General features: G+C 67.9%; 14 protein-coding genes. 10 read left to right on the top strand and 4 right to left on the bottom strand.

The window, feature by feature from the left end:
- The first annotated feature begins 88 nt into the window (after window positions 1–88).
- The 4 genes from ABD188_RS10210 (at window position 89) to ABD188_RS10225 (ending at window position 5,376) form a co-directional block, all read left to right on the top strand.
- Window positions 89–742, top strand: coding sequence for a hypothetical protein (locus tag ABD188_RS10210; RefSeq protein WP_344061438.1), 654 nt, complete (start codon window positions 89–91; stop codon window positions 740–742).
- Window positions 743–942: 200 nt separating this feature from the next.
- A complete protein-coding gene (locus ABD188_RS10215) occupies window positions 943–3,090 on the top strand; it encodes a DEAD/DEAH box helicase (RefSeq protein WP_344061441.1) in 2,148 nt (715 codons plus the stop codon).
- A 114-nt stretch (window positions 3,091–3,204) separates the two neighbouring features.
- Entirely contained in the window at window positions 3,205–4,233 is a 1,029-nt protein-coding gene (locus ABD188_RS10220; RefSeq protein ID WP_344061444.1) for an ATP-dependent 6-phosphofructokinase, read from the top strand.
- Window positions 4,234–4,455: 222 nt separating this feature from the next.
- Window positions 4,456–5,376, top strand: a complete 921-nt coding sequence (locus ABD188_RS10225) for a hypothetical protein (protein ID WP_344061447.1) — start codon at window positions 4,456–4,458, stop codon at window positions 5,374–5,376.
- Window positions 5,377–5,607: 231 nt separating this feature from the next.
- Here ABD188_RS10225 and ABD188_RS10230 read toward each other — a convergent pair whose 3' ends face one another.
- Together ABD188_RS10230 and ABD188_RS10235 are read right to left on the bottom strand one after the other, a co-directional pair.
- Entirely contained in the window at window positions 5,608–7,740 is a 2,133-nt protein-coding gene (locus ABD188_RS10230; RefSeq protein WP_344061450.1) for a S9 family peptidase, read from the bottom strand.
- Between the two features lie 38 nt (window positions 7,741–7,778).
- Complete coding sequence (locus ABD188_RS10235) at window positions 7,779–9,404, bottom strand: MFS transporter (protein ID WP_344061453.1); 1,626 nt, start codon at window positions 9,402–9,404, stop codon at window positions 7,779–7,781.
- Window positions 9,405–9,628: 224 nt separating this feature from the next.
- Between ABD188_RS10235 and ABD188_RS10240 the strand changes: the two genes are divergently transcribed.
- Entirely contained in the window at window positions 9,629–10,921 is a 1,293-nt protein-coding gene (locus ABD188_RS10240; protein WP_344061455.1) for an inorganic phosphate transporter, read from the top strand.
- Window positions 10,918–11,250: a peptidase gene (locus ABD188_RS10245; RefSeq protein WP_344061457.1), complete on the top strand. Its 333-nt coding sequence runs from the start codon at window positions 10,918–10,920 to the stop codon at window positions 11,248–11,250. The genes ABD188_RS10240 and ABD188_RS10245 overlap by 4 nt, the downstream gene beginning before the upstream one ends.
- A 24-nt stretch (window positions 11,251–11,274) precedes the next feature.
- Here the strand turns inward: ABD188_RS10245 and ABD188_RS10250 are convergent, their stop codons facing one another.
- On the bottom strand, window positions 11,275–11,994 hold the full coding sequence (locus tag ABD188_RS10250; protein WP_344061459.1) for a hypothetical protein: 720 nt from the start codon (window positions 11,992–11,994) through the stop codon (window positions 11,275–11,277).
- Window positions 11,995–12,145: 151 nt separating this feature from the next.
- Between ABD188_RS10250 and ABD188_RS10255 the strand changes: the two genes are divergently transcribed.
- The 4 genes from ABD188_RS10255 (at window position 12,146) to ABD188_RS10270 (ending at window position 18,699) form a co-directional block, all read left to right on the top strand.
- Window positions 12,146–15,544, top strand: a complete 3,399-nt coding sequence (locus tag ABD188_RS10255) for an nSTAND1 domain-containing NTPase (RefSeq protein ID WP_344061462.1) — start codon at window positions 12,146–12,148, stop codon at window positions 15,542–15,544.
- Between the two features lie 43 nt (window positions 15,545–15,587).
- Window positions 15,588–16,547: a phosphodiesterase gene (locus ABD188_RS10260; RefSeq protein ID WP_344061464.1), complete on the top strand. Its 960-nt coding sequence runs from the start codon at window positions 15,588–15,590 to the stop codon at window positions 16,545–16,547.
- A gap of 129 nt (window positions 16,548–16,676) precedes the next feature.
- The gene (locus tag ABD188_RS10265; RefSeq protein WP_344061467.1) at window positions 16,677–18,134 is read left to right on the top strand and encodes an aspartate ammonia-lyase; all 1,458 of its coding nucleotides are present in this window, start codon (window positions 16,677–16,679) and stop codon (window positions 18,132–18,134) included.
- Window positions 18,135–18,222: 88 nt separating this feature from the next.
- Window positions 18,223–18,699 carry a DUF4190 domain-containing protein gene (locus tag ABD188_RS10270; RefSeq protein WP_344061470.1) on the top strand — a complete coding sequence of 159 codons (477 nt, stop codon included), beginning with the start codon at window positions 18,223–18,225 and terminating at the stop codon, window positions 18,697–18,699.
- A gap of 54 nt (window positions 18,700–18,753) precedes the next feature.
- Here the strand turns inward: ABD188_RS10270 and ABD188_RS10275 are convergent, their stop codons facing one another.
- The gene (locus tag ABD188_RS10275) at window positions 18,754–19,617 is read right to left on the bottom strand and encodes a fumarylacetoacetate hydrolase family protein (RefSeq protein ID WP_344061473.1); all 864 of its coding nucleotides are present in this window, start codon (window positions 19,615–19,617) and stop codon (window positions 18,754–18,756) included.
- Between the last annotated feature and the right edge of the window lie 64 nt (window positions 19,618–19,681).

Below are 19,681 nucleotides of genomic sequence, written 5' to 3' on the forward strand. Positions count from 1 at the left end.
TTCCGGGCGGAGGGTGGCGGCGCGTCCCTCGGGCCGCGTCGGGGCCGCGCCGTATGGTCGGATGGGAACCCTGGACGGGAGGTGCGGTATGGCGCGGGCAGTTTCCGGCGCGCACGCGCTGCGTGGCGCCGGCGCCATCGCGGCGGTCCTCGTGATCGCGGCACTGATGACGTCATGCAAGCCCGAGCCCGCACCCGGACCGACCACGAGCGACCCGACGCCCTCGGCGACGCCGAGCGCCACATCCGAGCCGTCCGCGTCGCCGACGCCGAGCGAGACGCCCGTGGCAGAGTTCGAGCTTCCGACGCAGTGCGAAGACCTGTACTCGGATGACATGCTGGCCTCGCTCAACGCCGCGAACCCCCCGCTCAACGATCCGGGCGTCACGATGCACTCGACGCAGACCGCCGCGGCGCTCGAGGTGCTCAACTCCGGCATCCCGACCATCCGCTGCTCGTGGGGTCAGCCCAGCGAGTTCGGCCTCGCGACCAACGTCTCGGTCATCGACGCGGCGCAGTCCGCGGACCTGCTCGCCACCCTCCGCGAGGCGGGCTTCGCGTGCGAGGATGCCTGGGAGGGAGTGAACTGCACGATCGAGCAGAAGACCGTCGACCAGGATGACAACGAGGTCACCCTCGGCGAGTCGCATTTCCTCCGCGGAACGGGTTGGGTGTCCACTGCGTGGATCAACTTCGCGCCGGAAGGCTATACCGAAGACATCGTCACCACGCTCTGGGGCTGAAATCGGCGGGATGCCGCTAGACTGAGCCCCGGGGATCCCGCAGCCCGACGTCGCTGCTCGCAGAAGCGAGTGCCCGCGGCCGGTGGCAGAGGCATCTCACCCCGCGTTCGTGACGACGTCCAGCCGCTCGCGGAGAACGCAACTCGCCGGTTCCGACCGGTCATCGCCGGAGGATTCCGGCAGACCCGCTCAGGAGGAGCATGCCGACTACGGCAACCGCCGCACAGCGGCGCAGGCGGACCCCGTCCGCTCGTCGCGACGACGAAGCACCCATCATCCCGATCCTCGCGCGCAAGGTGCGCGAGGTCGAGGCCAAGGCCCAGCGCGGCAAGCTCGGGCCCACCAACCGTGTGAAGTTCCAGGTCATCGCCTTCCTCGTCCGCGAGGAGCGGGCGCGCGTCAAGGCAGACACCGAGCTGACGGACGGTGCACGCGCGGAGCTGCTCAAGCGGCTCGACGGCGTGGCGACGATCCTCGCCAAGACGGCCGCTCGCGACACCTCCCTCATCCAGCTGCTCGAGGTCGACCAGGCGGCATCGCCGGTCGCTCGCCGCATGCGCCGGGACTGGCTGCTCGAGTCCGGTGCGGAGCTCGCTCCCGATGAGCTGATCATCACGGATGTCGCTCCCGCCGCGACGAACGTGGTTCCCCCGGCACTCGCCGAGCGGCAGGTCGTGCCCCCGTCGATCGAGTCGCGCCAGCTCGCACATCCCTTCCTCCCACCCGACCTGAGCCTTCGAACGCCGAAGCAGACGCCGCGGCGCCGGCTGGACGGCTGGGAGCTCATGGGCCCGCTCTACAAGGCGTTCGAGACCGGCGCCGGAGGGTCGAGCGCCTCGATGGAGCTGCCCCCTGTCCCCGAGTTCGACAGGCTCTCGCCCAAGGGGCTTGAAGTCATGCCCCACCAGTCGCGGTTCATCGAGGCCGTGCGCGAAGGGCATCGCACCTTCCTCCTCGCGGATGAGCCGGGCCTGGGCAAGACCGCGGAGTCGGTGCTGGCGGCGTCCGTCGCCGGTGCCTACCCGCTGCTCGCGGTCGTCCCCAACGTCGTCAAGATGAACTGGGCGCGCGAGGTCGAGCGGTGGACGCCGCAACGCCGCGCCACCGTCATCCAGGGCGACGGTGAAGACGTCGACGCGTTCGCGGATGTGTTCATCGTCAACTACGAGATCCTCGACCGCCACCTCTCGTGGCTCGGATCGCTCGGGCTCAAGGGCATGGTCGTCGACGAGGCGCACTTCATCAAGAACCTCACGTCGCAGCGCTCGCAGAACGTGCTCGCGCTCGCCGCACGCATCCGTGAGCAGGTGCGCGACCCGCTGCTGCTCGCGCTGACCGGCACGCCCCTCATCAACGACGTCGAGGACTTCGACGCGATCTGGCGTTACCTCGGCTGGACGACCGGCGAGAAGCCCGGCTCGGCCCTCATGGAGCGTCTCGACGACACGGGCCTCACGCCCGCCGACAAGGCGTTCTATCCCGAGGCGCGCGAAGCCGTGATCTCGATGGGCATCGTGCGGCGAAAGAAGAAGGATGTCGCAGCCGACCTGCCCGACAAGCTCATCGCCGACCTTCCGGTCGAGCTGGATGACGAGTTCGGCCGCTCGATCCGCCAGGCCGAGCGCGAGCTCGGTGAGCGGCTCGCAGCACGGTACCGCCGCATCATCGAGGCGCGTGGCGGTTCGCGGGTGGCGCCGGGAGAGGTCGACGCCGACATCGTCCGACTCGTCGCGCAGAACGAGCTCGACGAGTCGAAGGCAGCAGGCACGGGTTCTGAGAACGTGTTCACCATGGTCCGCAAGATCGGTCAGGCGAAGGCGCTGCTCGCAGCCGACTACACCGTGCAGCTGCAGCGGTCCGTGGGCAAGGTCGTGTTCTTCGCGAAGCACATCGATGTGATGGATGCCGCCGAGGCGCATTTCGCCGGTGCCGGCATCCGGACCATCTCGATCCGCGGCGACCAGACCACCCCGGTCCGGCAGCTGGCGATCGACGCGTTCAACAACGACCCGGGCGTCGGAGTCGCGGTGTGTTCGCTCACCGCCGCCGGTGTCGGCCTCAACATGCAGGCCGCGTCGAACGTCGTCCTCGCCGAGCTGTCGTGGACGGCAGCCGAGCAGACGCAGGCGATCGACCGCGTGCACCGCATCGGGCAGGACGAGCCGGTCACCGCGTGGCGGATCATCGCCGCGCACACGATCGACACCAAGATCGCGGAGCTGATCGACTCGAAGCAGGGTCTCGCCGCCCGCGCGCTCGACGGTGAAGCCGTCGATCCGCAGTCGAGCGACTCGGTCCAGCTCTCCGCGCTCATGCACCTGGTGAGGCGGGCTCTCGGGGCGGATTGATCGGCGGGGCCCTCGGCGTCGCCTTCGGACGGTGGCAGGGGTGCCGCATCCGACGCTAATGTCGGGTGAGGCAGCGTCGCCGATTCCGAAGCACCCGAAAGCAAGGACCACAGCATGAAGATCGGCATCCTCACCAGCGGCGGCGATTGTCCCGGATTGAATGCCGTCATCCGCGGTGTCGTGCTCAAGGGGACGACGACCTACGACCTCGAGTTCGTCGGCATCCGCGACGGATGGCGCGGCGTGGTCGACGGCGATTTCTTCCCCCTCACGCGCCATGAGGTGAAGGGGCTGTCGAAGGTCGGGGGCACGATCCTGGGGACGTCGCGGACGAACCCCTACGAGGGGCCGCGCGGTGGCGCCGAGAACATCTCCAAGACCCTTTACGGTCACCGGATGGACGGCATCATCGCGATCGGCGGCGAAGGCACCCTCGCGGCGGCCGACCGGCTGTCGAAAGACGGGATCAACGTGATCGGCGTGCCCAAGACGATCGACAACGACTTGCGCGCGACCGACTACTCGTTCGGGTTCGACACCGCCGTCAACATCGCGACCGATGCGATGGACCGCCTGCGGACAACGGGCGACTCGCATCAGCGCTGCATGGTGGCTGAGGTGATGGGCCGGCACGTCGGGTGGATCGCCCTCCACGCCGGCATCGCCGCCGGCGCCCATGCGATCCTGATCCCCGAGGTGCCGCAGTCGATCGAGGAGGTCGTCGCACTCGTCACCAAGGCCCACGACCGAGGCCGCGCACCTCTGGTGGTGGTCTCGGAGGGGTTCACTCTCACCGGCATGGATGAGGCGTACAGCGACAAGGGCCTCGACGCGTTCAACCGCCCGCGTCTGGGCGGAATCAGCGAGGTGCTGGCGCCCGAGATCCAGCGCCTGACGGGGATCGAGACGAGGGCCACGGTGCTCGGCCACATCCAGCGCGGCGGCTCTCCGTCGGGCTTCGACCGCGTACTGGCCACGCGGCTCGGACTGCACACCGCGGACGCGGTGGTCGAGGGCGGTTGGGGCCAGATGGTCGCGATGCGCGGCACCGACATCGTGCGGGTGCCGTTCGCGGAGGCGCTCGGCGAGCTCAACAAAGTGCCCCGCTACCGCTACGACGAGGCTGCCGCGCTGTTCGGCTGATTCGTCGCCGGCGGGCTGTTGGTGCGCTGAGCATCGATGTCCCGCTTTGCCCGGCTCGCGTCCCACATTCGCTCGGATCAGCAGCTCCATTGTGCAGAGTTTCGGGACATGGGTTGAATTGGACCGCAGTCGGCTCCTCCCCAGGCTGCGGAAACGTGCTGGATCTGGGGGGCGGTTGTGCAAATCGGCGAGGGCGCGACGCTCGGTCACCATGGTTGGTGGATGCCGCGACATGCCAACCCGCTGCCTGCTGACCTTCCCGGCCGGTTCAGCGTGCGCGAGGCACGGGCTCGTGGCGTTTCAGCGGGAAGACTCGACCGCGGCGACTTGCGGGCGCCCTACCACGGAGTCAGGGCGACCGCGAAGACTCCGGCGCCTGCAACCCTGACCGACCGCTGCCGCGAGTATGCCCCGCGGCTGAAGGACTGGCAGTTCTTCAGTCACGAGACTGCGCTTCAACTTCTCGGCGCGCCCATGCCGGGCTGGCCCTACCTGCCCAAGATCCACGTCGCGGCGCATCGTCCAGCCCGAGAGCCCCGCACTCAGGGCGCGGTCGGCCACCGGCTGCAGCTTCGCGAACCGGCAACACGTTTCGCTCTCGATGATCTTCGAGTCGAGCATCCGGTGCGCGCATGGCGTCAATGCGGCACTCTGTGGCGATTGGACGATCTCATCGCCGCGGGAGACTTCCTCGTTTCGGGGGAGTCGCCGCTCGCATCAGTGGACGAGCTCAGGACGGAGATCGAGGTGATGGGCGACATCCGGAACATTCTGCGGCGCGCTCTCACGGACATCCGAGTCGGACCGCGCTCGCCGCGTGAGACTCGCCTGCGACTCGTGCTGGTTCGAGCCGGGCTGCCCGAGCCGGAGGTCACCTGGGTGCTGCGGGACGGGTCGGGCGGTTTCGTGGCCGAACTCGATCTGGCCTACCCGAGATGGCGCATCGCAGCGGAGTACGACGGCCGCGTTCACGCCGAGGACGCGACGCAGTTCGCGAAGGATGCCGATCGGTGGGATCGTATCCGCGCCGAGGGCTGGGACCACGTTCGGATCCTGAGCCACCACCTCGCCGGAACCGGTGTCGTCGCCGTGCGCAAAGTGCGCAATGCGCTCATTCGCGCTGGATGGCAACCTGGGCTCTGACCCCGTATCCCCAGGGCCCGCCCTGGCGTTCGGCGGGCCCGCATGTCCCACTTTCACCCGCAATCGTCTGCCCCATCCGAGGGAGAATGGGACACGGTGCGGCAGCAGTGGGACCCCGGGACAAGCCGCGACGCGGCGCACCAGGCATGTCCCGGTTTCGCCCGCTATCGGGCGGCGAATCCGGGGGAAAGTGGGACATGCCGCGGGCCGCTGGCGACCCCGACGCCGGCCTCAGTCGGCGAGCGCCACAACCTCCAGGAGCCAGGCGAGCTCGAACGCCCGCTCCTTCCAGCTGTTGTAGCGACCGCTGACGCCGCCGTGACCGGCGACCATCTCGCACTTGAGGAGGGCATCAGCGCCGACCTCTCGCAGGCGCGCGACCCACTTCGCCGGCTCGACGTACAGCACGCGGGTGTCGTTGAGGGATGTGACGGCGAGGATGCGGGGGTAGGCGACATCCGCCCGCACGTTCTCGTACGGCGAGTACGACTTCATGTACGCGTAGACGTCGGCGTTGTGCAGCGGGTCGCCCCACTCGTCCCACTCGATCACGGTGAGCGGCAGAGACGGGTCGAGGATCGTCGTCAGCGCGTCGACGAACGGCACATCCGCGAGGATGCCGGCGAACAGCTCGGGAGCCAGGTTCGCCACGGCCCCCATGAGCAGGCCGCCGGCCGAGCCGCCCTCGGCCACCAGCTGCGATGCGGATGTGAACCCCTGGTCGATCAGGTGGCGGGCGCAGTCCACGAAGTCCGTGAACGTGTTGCGCTTGCTGAGCATCTTGCCGTCTTCGTACCATTGGCGGCCCATCTCGCCGCCGCCGCGGACATGGGCGACCGCGAAGATCACACCGCGATCGAGCTCCGACAATCGCGGCACCGAGAAGCCCGGCTCGATCGAGTGCTCGTACGATCCGTAGCCGTAGAGGTGCAGGGCTCGCGGTGCGTCCCCCGCCTCGCCGAACGATCGCTTCCACACCAGCGAGACGGGAATCTGCACGCCGTCGTGGGCAGTCGCCCACACCCGTGCCTGGGCGTAATCGCTCGGCTCGTATCCGCCAAGCACCGGCTGGCGCTTGCGCAGCAGCAGCTTGTGCGTCGCGATGTCGTAGTCGTAGACCGTCCCGGGCGTGACGAATGACCCATACCCGAGGCGCAGCACCGGGGGAGCCCACTCCGGGTTGCCGCCCGTCCCCACGGCATACAGCGGCTCGTCGAACTCGATCTCCGACACCGATCCGTCGGCGTAGTCGAGCATGCCGATGCGCGGCAGCCCGCCGCGGCGATAGCCGACCACACCCCAGTCGCGGAAGGTCGACACGCCGAGCAGCCGTTCTCCCGGACGGTGCGGGATGACGGTCTGCCGCGCTCCGGAGGGATCGGATGCCGCCACCCGGACGAGCTCGAAGTCCAGCGCTCCGTCGTTGTGCAGGATGAACAGCACATCTTCGCCGTCGATCACGGCGTGCGAGGAGTCGTACTCGACGCCCTCGGTGCGCGGCCACACCACGCGCGGCTCGGCGCGCAGATCGCCGGCATCCACGAGCCATTCCTCGCTCGTGATCGACGAGCCGATGCCGATCACGAGGAACCGGTCGCTGTGGGTGAACCCGGCTCCCACCCAGTACCGCTCGTCGGGCTCGTGGAAGAGCTTCGCGTCGTCGGCCACCGGCGTGCCGAGCTCGTGCAGCCAGACCGTGTCAGGGCGCCACGCGTCGTCCACGGTCGTGTAGACGATGAAACGCCCATCGGGCGAGAAGGTCGCACCCGCGAACGTGCCGGGAATCTCGTCGGGCAGCTGTTCGCCGGTGACGAGGTTTCGCACCCGTACGGTGTATCGCTCGTCGCCGGCAACGTCGACACCGTAGAGCAGGAGCGTGCCGTCGAGCGACACCTCGAAGCTGCCCAGCGCGAAGAACTCCTGACCTTCGGCCTCGACGTTCCCGTCCAGCAGAACCTGCTCGCCGGGCACCGCGGCATCGGGCGAGAGCTCGGGGGGAGTCCAGTCGTCTTCCGAGGCCAACGGCGCGCGGCAGTGGATGCCGTACTGCTTGCCCTCGAGGGTCCTGCCGTAGTACCACCAGGCACCGTGGCGGGTGGGCACCGACAGGTCGGTCTCGAGCGTGCGCCCCTTGATCTCCTCGAAGATCGTCGTGCGGAGTCCTTCGAGGTGCGCGGTGCGCTCCTGCGTATAGGCGTTCTCGGCCTCGAGGTGCTCGATGACGGCCGCATCCTCCTTGCCACGGAACCACTCATACGGGTCTTCGACCGAGTCGCCGTGGTGCGTGCGGACGAGGTGGGAGCGGGAGGCGACGGGGGGAGTGGCGGGCGTGGCAGAGCCGGACGTGGGCGAGTCGATGGTCACCGTCCCACGGTAGTCGACACGCCTGGCGAAGGCTCCGATCAGGTCGCCGCCGTCGGCAGGGTGTTCTCCTTCGGGCGTGGCAGCGGGACGTCGTCCGGGATGCCGCGCGAAGCGAGCAGCGACAGCAGCGCGAGGGCGATCAGCCCGAAGAACGCGATGCGGAGCGCCTCGAGCTGTGACTCGACGTAGACCCTCGTGAGCTCGGCGCTGTCCTCGGCGCTCAGGCCGGCTGCTGCGGCGATGTCGGGGACGGTCGACGCGGGCACGATATCGACCCCTTCGGAGGTCGCATCGCTCACGAGCGTGCGAACCTCCTCAGGCAGCGCACTCGTCGAAACCCCCGAAGCGAAGGATGTCGCCAGCGCGCCGATCAGGATCGAGCCGATCAACGCGGTGCCGAGCGATGAGCCGAGGTTCTGGAACACGCCCTGCAGCCCGCCGACCTCGCTGGTGTCCTTCTCGGTGACGGCCGACATGTTCACGTTCCCGAGCTGCGAGGCGAGCAGGCCGAGCGCGGCCCCGGCCGTGAACATGCCGATGGCGAACAGCCAGCCCGACAGCTCCGGGTCGACGGCACCGAGCAGCAGCACAGAGCTCGCCACCAGCACCCACTGGGCGATGAAGACGATGCGGCGGGGCGACCAGCGCGACGAGAGTCGGGTGCCGACGGCGGAGAAGAGGATCAGCGAGATCGAGAGCGGGAAGATCCGGATGCCGGTCTGCAGCGCGTCGAGTCCCAGGGTCATCTGCAGGTAGACCGGCATCATGAAGAAGAGCCCCGCCGTGATCGCATACTGCGCGCCCAGGACGCTGAGCCCGCTGCGGAGGCGGACGATCGAGAGCAGATCGACATGCACCAGCGGCTCCCGGCCCGCTTCGACGAGTCGGCGCTGACGACGGAAGAAGAGCACGAGCAGCACGAACCCGAGCAGCATGAACCACGCGGTCAGCGAGATGCCCAGCGGGGCGATCTCGACGCCGTTGATCTCGGGCGAGTGCAGCGGCACGATCCACCCCCACACCTTGCTCTGCAGCATCCCCAACACCACGCCGACGAGTCCGAGGGCCGAGAGGATGACGCTCAGCACGTCGATGCGGATGTGACGGCGCTCGCTCGTCTCGCCGATCCGTCCGGCGAAGATGACGACGATGATCATGATGACGACTTCGGCGATGAAGACATAGCGCCAGCTCAGGTACGTCGTCATGAAGCCGCCGATCAGGGGGCCGGCGGCGACTGCCGCGCCGGTGACAGCCCCGATGACGGCGAACGCGGTGATCCGGTCGCGCCCCTGATAGTTGTCGGCGATGAGGGCCGCGACGGCGGGAATCACGAGCACCGCGCCGAGGCCCTCGACGATCGACCAGCCGAGGAACAGCACGGCCATGTTCGGAGCCAACGCGGTCGTGCCGGATCCGATCGCATAGATGATGGAGCCGATCACGAGCGCCCGCCGGCGGCCCCAGACGTCGCCGAGCTTGGCGCCGAGCAGCATCAGCGCGGCCATCGTCAGTGTGTAGAACGTGATCGCGGCCTGCATCGCTGTGACGCTGCTGTCGAGGTCCTCGACGACCGTCGAGATCGATACGTTCATGACCGTGCCGTCGAGCACCATCACGAACTGCGCCGCACCCAGGATCAGGACGACAAACCACTTCTTCATTCACGGCTCGATTCTTCGTGCGCACGGCGAGGGGTGGCGCTGTCCGCTCATTCAATACCCTCGGTCAGGCTCCACGCGCGTCCGCCACGAGTTGACCGAAGGCGAGTGCGGTGTAAGGATTCTTCGTGGCCGGGTTACCGGTGCACGAAATCGCGGTGAACTGTTCGTTCGTCACGCCGATACCATCGGCACCCATTCCTAGCCTCACCCACGGAAAGCGAACGGTGGAAACCGTAGCCCTCACGCTCGCGCTCGTCATCGTACTGGCGCTGTTCTTCGACTTCACGAACGGCTTCCACGACACCGCCAATGCGATGGCGACGCCGATCGCCACGGGTGCGCTCAAGCCCAGGACCGCCGTCCTGATCGCGTCGATCCTGAACCTCGTCGGAGCGTTCCTGTCGACCGAGGTCGCGAAGACCATTTCGGGCGGGATCATCAAAGAGGATCAGATCTCGTCCGATCTGTTCCCCGCGATCATCTTCGCGGGGCTCATCGGCGCGATCACCTGGAACATGTTCACCTGGCTGCTCGGGCTGCCGTCATCCTCTTCGCACGCATTGTTCGGCGGGCTCATCGGCGCCACGATCGTCGGCGTCGGCTACATGGCGATCGACTTCAGCGTCGTGATGTCCAAGGTCATCCTCCCGGCGATCATCGCGCCACTCACAGCCGGGATCATCGCATTCACAGCGACCAAGATCGCCTACGTGATCACCCGTCGCTACGACACCAAGCCCGACGGACGGGACGGATTCCGGATCGGTCAGATCTTCTCGTCGTCGCTCGTCGCCCTCGCGCACGGCACCAACGATGCTCAGAAGACGATGGGTGTGATCACCCTGGCACTCATCACCGCCGGCTGGCAGTCGCCCGACGACACCGATCCGCAGACGTGGGTCATCATCGTCTGCGGTGTGACGATCGCCCTCGGCACGTACATGGGCGGATGGCGGATCATCCGCACGCTCGGCAAGGGTCTCACCGACGTGAAGCCGGCCCAGGGATTCTCGGCCGAGACTTCGACGGCGGCGACGATCCTGTCATCGAGCGCCCTGGGCTTCGCGCTCTCGACGACGCAGGTCGCGTCGGGCTCGGTGATCGGCTCCGGCCTCGGCCGGCGCGGGTCGATCGTGCGGTGGCGCACCGTCGGGCGCATCCTCGTCGGGTGGCTGTTCACCCTGCCCGCTGCCGGCGCTGTCGGTGCGGGTGCCGCCTTCATCGTGGTGTCGCTCGGCTTCTGGGGGATCGTTCTCGACACGGTCATCGCGGCCGGGATCGTCGCGGCCCTGTTCCTGCGCTCACGGCGCAACAAGGTGACCGCGAGCAACGCCATGAGCGAGGTAGCGGAATCCGGCACCGCGATCAAGGTCAAGCGCAACCCACCGCCCACCCGCCGGCAGCGTGCGATCGCGCGCGAAGAGGCAAGAAGGCTCGCAGCGGCCGAGGCTGCGGCACGCAAGGCGGCCAAGTCCGGCAAACCCTCCGGTGATGGCACGAAGGGACCCGAACGATGATCGTCATCAACTGGTTCGCATTCGTGCAGGTCTTCGCGGCCGCACTCCTCGCCTCCACCATCGTTGTGACCTTCTACTCGGTCGGGCTGCGACTTCTCGTGCGCGCCGGCCGCTCTCCGGTCGTGGCGCCCGCGGAGTTCACCGACGCCATCACGGTGATCTCCGAGAAGGAGGCCCGACGCGCCGAGAAGGCGGCGGCCAAGGCGGCGAAGAAGAGCCCGCTCACAGATGGGCAGAAGCGCCTCTCGCAGTACGCGGCCTATGGATGCTTCGCCGTGTGCGGTGCGGCCGTGCTCGGAGGCATCCTGCTGATCTTCTTCAACCACTGACCCGCGACGGGCCGAGATCGCAGGTCACTCGTCAGGGGCGAACTCGATCGAGTCGAAGACGGTGCGCGCCTCGTCTGTGAGAGACGCCGGGACGGTCCCGCTGTCCAGCACGGCCATGACGGCGCGTTCGCCATTCAAATCGACCACCCGGTACGTTTCATGCTCGGTCACGAGCGAGTGCCAGCGCGCGCAGTTGTCCGCTGAATCCGAGTGGAGGCAGATCTTCCTCTCGTCGCAGTCGTTGATATCGACGTCGCTCTCCACGGCGTGATCGAATTCGAGGCCGGGGATGCCGCCCACCATCACCTCGACGGGTGGGGTGGTCACTGTGGATGTCTGCGCCGCCATTGCTGCTGCGAAGGCCTCAGTGGACGGTCCGACTTCGGCGATCGCACCTTTCCACGAACACGCATCTGTCGGCACGTAGCCCGGCACCTGGAAGTTCACGGCGACGCCCGCTTCCTCCGAGATGGACTTGAACAGAAACCAGCCCCCGGATTCCCAGCCGCCGGGAACCGTGATCTCGAAGGGCACCGTGAAGCCTGTCACGAGGTATGTGCCGGGCTCGAGCTCGCCTGCCTCCGGCAGCGGTGCGGCCGCAGGACGCGGCGAGGTCGATGCCGGGGCGGGGCTGTCGGCGGCCGTGCACGCCGAAAGGGCGACGCACGCCAGCAACGCGACGGCGACAGCCGATTTCGACGGTCCGCGATGGGCGGCGCTGGCGCGCCGGTTCGATGTCCACATGTCCGGTCCTCTCGTTCGATCGTGCAGCGCGGCGGCTGCTCGATCAGTGAAGGACTCCCCGATATCATCACGATACCGGCGCCCTGGTGGTGCGTATCAGTCCGATATCAGCGGTCTTGACGGACGTCGGAGTCGGGCGCACAGTGACGTCATGCAGGTGCGCGTTCTTGGAGCGCTGACACTCGACGACGGCCGCATCACGCTGGCGCCGCGCGATCGCGCTGTGATGGGTGCGCTCATCGTGCGCCTGGGGACATCCGTTTCCGTGCAGTCCCTTGCGTCGGCGCTCTGGGGCGATGATCCGCCCGCCTCATGGTCGCATGTCATTCCGGGGTGCATCATGCGGTTGCGCCGTCTCATCGCACCGGTCCAGATCGAGACGACCCCACTCGGATATCGACTGGTTCCGGAACACGTCGAGGTCGACTCCGAGCAGTTCGAGCAACTCGTCACGCAGGGTGCGAAGCACCTCAAAGTCGGTGAGCCCGAGCGCGCCGCGCACGCGCTCGGCGACGCGCTTACGCTGTGGCGGGGCGAACCTTTCGCCGACTTGGCCGACTGGGAGCCGGCTCGGATCGCCTCGGGGCGTCTGGAGGAGATGCGTCTCGCGGTGGAGGAACTGCTCCTCGATGCGCGTCTGCAGGCGGGTGAGGTTCATGAGGTCGCCGCGCTTGCGCGCGCCCGCGTCGCCGAGGCGCCCCTTCGTGAGCGTCGCTGGGTCGTCCTGAGCGTGGCGCAGTACCGCCAGGGCCGGCAAGCCGATGCGCTGGCCACCGTGCGGAGGGCCCGTGGCCTGCTGGCCGCCGAGCTCGGACTCGACCCGTGCAGGGAGCTCACTGAGTTGGAGCAGGCGATCCTCCAGCAGGATCCCTCGCTCCTGACCGACCGGGTTTTCCGAGCGGCGAGCCCCGCCTGTCCCTACTTCGGGCTTCCTCCCGCAGGCGTGCGGGACGCGGAGTGGTACTTCGGTCGCGAGCAGGAGCTGATCAGGGCGGTGCAGGCAGTCGAGGAGCATGGTGTGCTTCTCGTCGCCGGCTCATCGGGCGTGGGCAAGTCATCATTCGTCAGGGCCGGGATCGGAGCCCAGTTCATCGCGCGCGGCCGCCAGGTCGCGATAGTGACGCCCGGCGAGCACCCGGTCGATGCGCTTCGCGATGTCGATCTCCCGCTCGGAGAGACGTTGCTCATCGTCGATCAATGCGAGCAGGCGTTCAGCGCGAACGACCCCGCCGAGATCCGGGAGTTCTTCGACGCACTGTCGCTGATGGTCTTCCGCGGCATGCTCGTCGTCGCCATCCGCGCCGACTGTCTCGGCGACCTGGCCGATCACGAAGGCTTCGCCCAGATCATCCAATCGCACATGCTGATGCTCACCGCGCTCGGCCGCGACGGGATCCGGGCGGTGATCGAGAAGCCTGCAGAGCAGGCCGGGCTCATCCTGGAGCCGGGTCTCGTCGAGATCCTGGTCCGCGACGCCGACGGGCGAAACCTTCCGCTGCTGTCCCACGCCCTGCGCCAGGTGTGGTCACGTCGTGAGGGCCGGGTCATGACCGTCGACGGGTACCAGGCTTCAGGGGAGATCGACGGTGCCGTCGCGAAAACCGCGGAGCAGGTCTACGCCGCACTTTCGGATGACGGCGCACGGCTGCTGCGCGACATCCTGTTGCGACTCGTCGAGGCGTCCGCGGATGGAGCGGTCGTCTCCCGTCGGATCGAGCGCACACGGATTGAAATCGACGACGCGCACGCGCAGATCGTCGATCGGCTGGTCGACGCACGCCTGCTCACGACCGATGAGGAGTCGGTGCAGCTCTCGCACGAAGCGCTCGCGCGTGAGTGGCCGCGATTGAAGGAGTGGCTCGCCGATGATGTCGAGGGCCAGCGGATCATGCGGCACCTCGGATCGGCGGCCGTCGCGTGGGATGCGATGGAGCGACCCGACAGCGAGCTCTACCGCGGCGGCCGGCTGACGACTGCCCAGCACTGGCGGGATGCGGGCGACCCAGCACTGACGGTGGTCGAGCGCGAGTTCCTCGACGCGTCCGCTGCGCTCGAGACCGCGGGACTCGCGGCCGCTCAGCGACAGCTGCGCAAAGAGCGCCGCATGGTGCGCAGATTGTCCTGGGTGTCCGTCGGCGCGGCCGCGCTCGCGGTTGTCGCCCTGACGGCAGGCCTTCTCGCGGGGTCTCAGGCGAACCTCGCCGGGGAGCGCGCGACCGAGGCAGAGGCGCGTCGCGTGGCCGCGATCGCCCTGCAGGAGTCTGAGTTCGATCGCGCGCTGCTCCTCGCGGTGGAGGCCATCCGACTCTGGGACAGTGCAGAGACGCGGGTCAACCTCTTGCGTGTCTTCTCGCGCGCACCCCGTCTCACGAGCATCCTCCGCATCCCGGGGGACGGGGTGACCGCCGCGAGCATGTCGCTCGCGGAGGACGGGACCCGAGCATCGGTGATCGACAGCGACGACGACGTGCGTCTGTTCGACCTCGACGGGCGATCGCAGCTCGGCGAGTACTCGCCGTTCGGAGGGATGTTGACCACTTCTGCGATTCATCCCGTTTCGGGCGCCGTGGCGGTCAGCCAGACTCTTGGCCTCTGCACCAATCTCCACTGCGATCGCGGGCGAACGGCGGAGATCGATCTCGCGGGCGCGGGTCGCTCGAGCCTCACGGACTACGTGGGGCTCGAGGAAGTTGCGGCGGACGTCGAGTACTCGGCGGACGGATCGATGTTGGCGGCGCTCGCGGTGTCGCTGCGGTTCGACTCATCCGGGAGGGTGGCTCTCTGGCGGGACGACTCCCGAGAACCCGCGAGCCCGATACTCCTTGATCTCGGCGCGCGCGGTTCCGAACTTTCCAACCCAGCCGGGTGGGCCGGGCAGTTCGGGGCGGTGAAGTTCTCGCCGGACGGCAGCAGGCTGTACGCCAGTCGACTCGGACCGACCGTGGTGTTCGGGACGGCCTCAGGTGAGGAGCTTCAACGGATCCCCGGAAACGGAGTGCTGGCGGTGAGTCCGGACGGCGATCGGATCGCGGTGCGAGACGGCACGCTCGCGGTGCGCATCGTCGACCCCTCCGGTGCTGCCGCACCCATCACCATCTCGCTGACCTCCTTCCCGACTGTGGCCGACTTCAGCCCTGACGGTCGTCAGCTGGCGATCGCGAACGATGCCGCTGTCGTCGTGGCGAGCGCCGGGACCGGCGAGACCGCAGAGACTCTGCGCGCGCACGACGGCACGGTCACAGCGGTCGAATTCCGGCCGACCGGCGAGCTGGTGACCGCCGGGGCGGACGGCGCGATCATCACGTGGGATCTCGGCGACTGGTCGGCGGCCTTCCGCACCGACATGCTCATCCGCCAGAAGACGTTCGTCGTCGAACCCGATGAGCGCACGCTCATGATTGAACCGCCTGACGGGCCGAACCAGCTGATCATCGCCGAGCCGGGCGCCTGGGAGGAGCGCGCATGTCGGATCGCCGCACGAGCACTCACCGAGCAGGAGTGGGGGGAGCTGATAGGGGCTCGGCCCTACGCGCCGGCGTGCCGCGATTGACGACCACCGCATCCGCGTCCAGCCCCCCCAATAGACTCAGGGCATGGTCCCCAGGCCCCCTCCAGGCACCGGCGCCTCCCGGCGCGTGGATCCGGCCGCGTCCGTGCAGTTCGGCCAGTATCCGCCCGCGCGGCGCACCCTGTTGCACCTGAGCGATACCCACCTCCTGGGTGGCAATCGCCCGCTCGGCGGGCGCTACGACACCGCCCAGAACCTTCATCGAACGCTCGAAGCGGTCGAGCGGGTCGGCATCCGTCCCGATGCCATCGTGTTCACGGGCGACTTGACCGACCTCGGCGAACCTGAGGCGTATCGTGCGCTGCGTGAGGCGGTCGAGCCGGTCGCCACGCGACTCGGCGCGCCGGTCGTCTGGGTCGCGGGCAATCATGACGAACGCCCGGCGCTGCGCCGTGAGGTTCTTGGGCTCGAGCCGACTGAGGAGCCGGTTGTCGGCGTGTGGGATCTCGCTGGCCTCCGCCTCGTGGCGCTCGACACGTCGGTTCCGGGGTGGCATCACGGCGACCTCGACGAGGGGCAGCTCGGGTGGCTGCGCAGCATCCTGGCCACGCCGTCCCCCCTCGGCACGATCCTCGCGATGCATCATCCGCCGTTGCCGTCGCACGTTCCACTGTTCGACATCCTCGAGTTGCGCGACCAGGGTCGGCTCGCCACGGCGATCGCCGGCACCGATGTGAGGGCGATCCTTGCGGGTCATCTGCACTACTCGACGAGCGGCACTTTCGTGGGCGTGCCCGTGAGCGTCGCCGCGGCGACCTGCTACACGATGAACCTCGCCCGCCCCGCGGCAGAGGTGAATGGCATGGATGCGGGCCAGTCCTTCCACCTCGTCCATGTTTACGACGACACGATCACGCACGCGGTCGTGCCCGTGGTCGATGCGCCGACCGGCGACTTCTTCTCCGAGGAGTGGGTCGCGAGGATGGCGGCTCTGTCGCCGCAGGAGCGCCTGGAGGCGTTCTCGCGCAAGCCCATCGTTCCCTGATCGGCTCGTCGCCCCCTCGTACACCCAGGGTTGCGCGTTGTACGTCGCGTACACCGCGAGCGGTCGGGGCCGCGAGTAGTCTCGGAGCATCCCCCTGCACATCGCTGTGACCCACAAGGACTGGCATCAATGGCTCTGGACGCACTGACGCGAACCCGCACCGAGACCGATTCCCTGGGATCCTTGCAGATCCCGACGGAGGCCTACTGGGGCATCCACACGGCACGCGCTCTCGAGAACTTCCCGATCTCCAAGCGGCCGATCTCGGTCTACCGAGACCTCGTATGCGGGCTGGCCATGGTCAAGCAGGCCTCCGCGCGTGCCAACCGCGAGATCGGCGCGCTGACGCCCGAGAAGGCCGACCTGATCGACCGGGCCTCGCAGCTGGTGATCGACGGCCAGTATCACGACCAGTTCGTCGTCGGGGTCATCCAGGGTGGTGCGGGCACCTCGACCAACATGAACGCGAACGAGGTCATCACCAACATCGCGCTCGAACTGGCGGGGCGCGAGAAGGGCGACTACGCGTTCCTGTCGCCGATCGATGACACGAACCGCAGTCAGTCGACGAACGACGTGTATCCCACCGCGATCAAGGTCGGGCTCAGTCTCGACCTGCTCACGCTGCTCGAAGAGCTCGACCTCCTGCGCCGCGCATTCCTCGACAAGGCCGTCGAGTTCCACGACATCCTCAAGGTGGGCCGTACGCAGCTGCAGGATGCCGTTCCGATGACCCTCGGACAGGAGTTCCACGGGTTCGCCACGACGCTCGGGCAGGACCACAAGCGCCTCAAAGAGAACGCCTACCTCCTGTACGAGATCAACATGGGGGCGACGGCGATCGGCACGGGCATCACGACGCACCCCGACTACGGTGCCGCCGTGCTGCGGCACCTGCGCGAGATCACCGGGCTCGACCTCGAGACGGCGACCGACCTCGTGGAGTCCACGAGCGACACCGGCGCCTTCATGTCGTTCTCGGCGTCGCTCAAGCGCAACGCCATCAAGCTGTCGAAGATCTGCAACGATCTGCGGCTGCTGTCTTCCGGACCCCAGGCCGGCTTCGGCGAGATCAACCTCCCGCCGCGTCAGGCGGGTTCGAGCATCATGCCGGGCAAGGTCAATCCCGTCATCCCGGAGGTCGTCAATCAGGTCGCGTTCGCCGTCGCAGGAGCCGATCTGACGGTGACGATGGCTGTCGAGGGCGGCCAGCTGCAACTCAATGCGTTCGAGCCGGTGATCGCCCACTCCATCTTCCAGTCGATCACCTGGATGCGCCGCGGAATGCACACCCTCCGCGTCAACTGCATCGAAGGGATCACCGCCAACCGCGAGCGGCTCGGTGCGATGGTCGGCTCGTCGGTCGGGGTCATCACGGCGCTCACCCCGTTCATCGGCTATGCCGCGTCGACGGCCCTCGCCAAGGCCGCGCTGCTCACGGGGCGCAACGTCGCCGACCTGGTCGTCGAAGCGGGCCTGATGTCGGCTGAGGATGTCGCGAAGCAGCTTTCGCCCGCGCGACTGTCGGGACTCGAGGCTGTCACGGCCGCGATCCCGATCGTGCAGGCCGCCGAAGACGTCGTCTAGGCACGCACCGCGGGGCTCGCCGCGAGGGGTCTATCCAGACTCCCGACCTGACGCTACGTTCGTGCATACCTACGTGAGAGGAAACGCCGTGACCGATCCGCAGAACCCCGCAGAACGCACACCGCCCCCCGCGGTGCAGCCGACACCCCCGGCCTATCCGCCGCAGACCACCACACCGCCGGTGTACGGGCAGCAGCCGTACCCGGCAGCCCCGCCGCCCGCATACGGTGCGCCGCCGGCGACGCCGACCATCCCGGGCCGTACGCTCGGCATTGTCGCATTCGTGCTCTCGTTCTTCACTGGGCTGATCGCCCTGATCCTCGGCATCGTCGCCCTCGTCCAGAGCAGGAAAGCGGGCCAGAAGAACGGCTGGGCGGTCGCCGCGATCATCATCAGTTCGGTCTTCATGGTCATCGGGATCATCGTCGGCATCATCGTGATCATCGCGCTCACGGCCGCCGGGACCTTCGCGAGCGAGGCTCTCGCGGCCTGCCAGGCGGTCGACTTCACCGGCACGGTGACCGTCCAGGGTGTCACGGTGGACTGCTCCAGCCTGAACCGCTGACGGCGGCTGACGCCGGCTCGCGCCACCGCGCGCGCCGGCGTTTCGGGTACCGACTCAGTCGAGGATTCGGCAGTGCGTGGTGAGTGCGCCGATGCCGTCGATGCCCACTGTCACAGTCGACCGATCACGCAGGAACACCTGCGGGTCGCGCGAATAGCCGGCGCCGCCCGGGCTGCCGGTCGAGATCAGCGTGCCCGGTAGCAGCGTGACGGACTTCGACAGGTGCGAGATGAGGAGTGCCACGGAACGGACCATCTGTGATGTCGAGGCATCCTGCAGCGTCTTGCCATCGAGGATCGTCCAGATGTGCAGAGCCTGCGGGTCTGGCACCTCGTCGGCGGTGACGACGAACGGTCCCGTCGGCGTGAATCCGTCGAAGGACTTGCAGCGTGACCACTGCGCCTCCGAGTACTGGATGTCGCGCGCGGTGATGTCGTTCACCACGGTGTAGCCCCACACGTGGTCGAGGGCTTCATCCGGCCCGACATCCCTCGCCGGTCTCCCGATGATCACGCCCAGCTCGGCCTCGTAGTCGATGGATTCGCTGAGGGATCGCGGCCACGACGTCGTGGCGTCATGGCCCGACAGCGAATTCGGCCAGAGGGCGAAGACCGTGGGAGTGGAGTCGGTCTTGAGACCCAATTCGCTCGAGTGCGCGGAGTAGTTCAGACCGATCGCGAGGATGACGGGAGGCGTGAGCAGTGCGGACGCGAACTGCAGACCCTCGATCGGATGCCGCGCCGCGCCTCGAGCCGTCTCTCGCACTCGGTCGAGCATTTCATCGCCGCCTGCGATCAGGTCTTCGAGCACCCGCGGGGCTCCCTCGAAGAGGTCCTCCACGACGACGATCTCGTCGCCTTCGACGACCACGAGCCGTGCGGCGGCCGACCCCGAGGGGATCACGTGGGCGAAGCGCATCCCCCCAAACTACCTGGCATGGCGGATGCGTCGCTTGCGCGTGGCGCGGTCTTAGGCTGTGCGC

The sequence above is a fragment of the Microbacterium pumilum genome, from assembly GCF_039530225.1.
Lineage (GTDB): Bacteria > Actinomycetota > Actinomycetes > Actinomycetales > Microbacteriaceae > Microbacterium > Microbacterium pumilum.